Genomic DNA, 2909 nt, shown 5'->3' with positions numbered 1-2909 from the left:
TCTTCAACGCAAGCCTCGTTACGGCTAACGGCTGAAGCTGGGCCGGTTCCTCAGGCCTTATTATTGCTGTGACGAGTCTATAACCAGGTGGTCTCTCGAGGTAACCCATGACCAAGTCGTAATACTTAATGATATCGAGGACGGCGAACTTCTTAGGCACACCCCAAATCTCACGACATGCCGCAAGACCGACATCGCTATTTACATAGTTATACGCCGTGAAGTACTTATCCTGCCCATCAAGGAGCACCTTTACATCAACAGCAAACTCGTTGTAAGGCCCTAACGTGCTGAACGGGAACCTAAAGAACGTGATCATAGCCTCAGCAGGAACAGGCACCTCAAGATCCTCAGGAACCAACTCAGCAACAGCCTCAGGATCAGCCTCAAAGACAACCTGCAAAACCTCGGCATCAGGGAAGTACTGAGGCAACTTGGCAAAGAGCGGTGAGTGCCCAGGCATCGCCCACAGGGACTTGGTTGATAATCTACCCCTTATTCTTCCCTGCTGTGACATACCAAGAATTATGGAATAAGTAAATTAATTAAATATTGGTTTTTCTTAATGGTTCGTGTCGCTTGATTGGTTTAGGGCTTTGAGGGGTGTTGTTTTGTCGAGTCTTAGGGATTCTGGTCTTCCGTTTCCTGTCGATAAGTCCGTCTGCAATGGTTGGCGTGAGGGTTTAGCCTTCGATGAGGGTGTGGGTACGATACTCTACACATCATGCCTATACCAACTGGCGCCTGCCATAGAGAGGGCTGTGGCTGAGCTTGAGAGGTTCGGCGTAACTAAGGGTGGGGTCCTGGCTAGGTTGGCTGTTGTGGGTACTAGGGTCTTTGGTAAGGCGTTACTTAGGCCCAGTGATGAGGATGTTAATAGGGCCTATGGTGTGATAAGGAGTATTTACGGAATGCTCAGAACCCTTGGGGTTAGGTTTAGGGTCCTCGATAACGAACCCTACAGCGGCGCATTGCTTTATGAGTTGGGGTTTGTTGATGATTTTGCGGACTACGCCAGGGAGGTGTACAAGGTGTTTAGGGACAATAGCGTTAATGAGATCATAACCATAGACCCACACACCCAATACACGCTTGAGAAATTATACCCAAGGTACGTGCCTGAATTCAACATTAGGGTTAGGAGCTACCTTGATTACCTGGACTCAGGTAAGGTTAGGGTTAAGCTTGGCGAGTTCACAATTCATGACTCCTGCCTATACGCAAGATACCTAAACAAGTACGACCTAATCAGGGGCTTGGTTAGGGGTAAGGCTAATGTTAAGGAGGACCCAGTGTTGACGGGCAGGGACACATCGCACTGCTGCGGTGGGCCGATTGAGTCCACATACCCAAGTATTGCCGGGAAGGTTTCCGCCAATAGGGTTAGGGAGCTGGTTAAATTATCAAGGAATATTGTCGTTCAGTGTCCAATATGCTACGTGAACCTAAGGAGGGGCTCCCAGGGTATTGATGGCGTTAAGATCTATGATTTAGCAGAGGTCATGGAGGTGATTGGGTGATGATGAGCATTAAGGAGGTTTATGATGAGGTTAGGAAGTGCCAGTTCTGTGGCTTCTGTGAATTTCCATGCCCAACCTTTAAGGCGATGAGTAATAGGTCCTATGGACCCAGGGGGCGCATAAACCTGATAAGGATACTCATTGAGGAGGGTTTTGGTCAAGGTAAACTAACTGAGTTGAATAAGGAGGTTTTCGACCCAATAATGACATGCCTACACTGCGCGGCTTGCGATACGCAATGCCCGGCGGGTATAAGGATTGCGGATGCGATACATAGTTTTAAGTCAATAATCCTGAGAGCAATGCTTAAGTAGCGGTGATGGGCAATGAATATCATGTCGAATAGAGATGTGATTAGGGAGCTTGAGGGTGTATTTAAGGATAGGTTGATCACCGAACCGCACATACTCGCCCTATACAGTCGTGATGCGTCTTCGGAGGTTGGCATGATGCCGATGGCTCTCGTTTATCCAGAGAGTATGAATGAAATTGTGACCTTGGTGAAGCTAGCCATTAATTATGGCTTTAAGCTATTGCCCGTGGGTTCATCAACAAGCCTGTCCGGCAATGCAACGCCGAAGCTAGGTAATACCGTGATTGTTGCCATGGAGAGGATGAACAAAATCATTGAGGTCTCGGACGTGGATTGGGTCGCAAGAGTTCAACCAGGTATTAAGGTTGACGATCTAAACCTGGAACTGGCGGGCTATGGGCTGCAGTGGCCTGTTGATCCGGCGTCATCGAAAACAGCCACTGTCGGTGGTGTGATCAATAATGGGGGTGGTGGTATGAGGGGTACTAAGTTTGGTCCGGCGGCGTATTGGGTACTTGGTCTCGAGGTTGTGATTGGGACTGGCGACGTTATTAGGGTTGGTTGTAGGACGGTTAAGTGCAGGGAGGGTTACAACCTACTTCAGCTATTCATTGGTAGTGAGGGCACCCTGGGCATAACAACAGAGGCAACGCTGAGGTTGGCTCCATTGCCCGAATCCTTCGTGGGGTTAATGGCAAGGTTCAGGAATGCGGAATCGCTGGTTAATGCGGTGATTAGTGTTAGGAGGGCTAGGCTTTGGCCCATGGTGACGGAGTTCATTGACGACAGAACAGCCAAGGTTCTCGGCCTAGAGGGTTACTACTACCTGTGGCTTGGTGTTGACACATACGGTGGCAGTGAGTCCCAGATACTCACTAAGCTTAATGATGCAATATCAAGCAGTAACGGTGAGGTTGTGGGGACAGCATCCACATGGCAGGAATTCTCGAAAATACTCGAACCAAGGAGGCTACTCTACTCAGCATCGCTTAAGGCGGCATTCAATGATTATGGCAATGACGTCTTCGTAGCCTTCGAAGACGTTGCAGTACCAATGGGCAAGCTACCCGAAGCCG

Annotated in this window: 4 protein-coding genes; 3 read left to right on the top strand and 1 reads right to left on the bottom strand. The window is 49.0% G+C overall.

What is annotated here, in order from left to right; translation table 11 throughout:
* Window positions 1–517, bottom strand: a 517-nt coding sequence (locus tag B7L70_RS12270; RefSeq protein ID WP_081228425.1) for an acetoacetate decarboxylase family protein, incomplete at its 3' end; no start/stop codon positions are given.
* A gap of 55 nt (window positions 518–572) precedes the next feature.
* Between B7L70_RS12270 and B7L70_RS12265 the strand changes: the two genes are divergently transcribed.
* From B7L70_RS12265 to B7L70_RS12255, 3 genes are all read left to right on the top strand, one after another.
* Window positions 573–1520, top strand: coding sequence for a (Fe-S)-binding protein (locus B7L70_RS12265; RefSeq protein ID WP_081228424.1), 948 nt, complete (start codon window positions 573–575; stop codon window positions 1518–1520).
* A complete protein-coding gene (locus tag B7L70_RS12260) occupies window positions 1520–1834 on the top strand; it encodes a (Fe-S)-binding protein (protein WP_081228428.1) in 315 nt (104 codons plus the stop codon). Before B7L70_RS12265 ends, B7L70_RS12260 begins: the two co-directional genes overlap by 1 nt.
* 21 nt (window positions 1835–1855) lie before the next feature.
* On the top strand, window positions 1856–2909 hold a 1054-nt coding region (locus B7L70_RS12255), incomplete at its 3' end, for an FAD-binding oxidoreductase (RefSeq protein WP_081228427.1).

It is taken from the genome of Vulcanisaeta sp. EB80 (genome assembly GCF_002078205.2).
The sequence above is the reverse complement of the archived record's forward strand: the minus strand, read 5'-3'. Positions and strand labels throughout refer to the sequence as shown.

Bases quoted from the DNA above. Each gene is read 5' to 3' on its own strand.
- B7L70_RS12260 (WP_081228428.1), top strand. From the start codon at position 1,520: ATGATGAGCATTAAGGAGGTTTATGATGAGGTTAGGAAGTGCCAGTTC.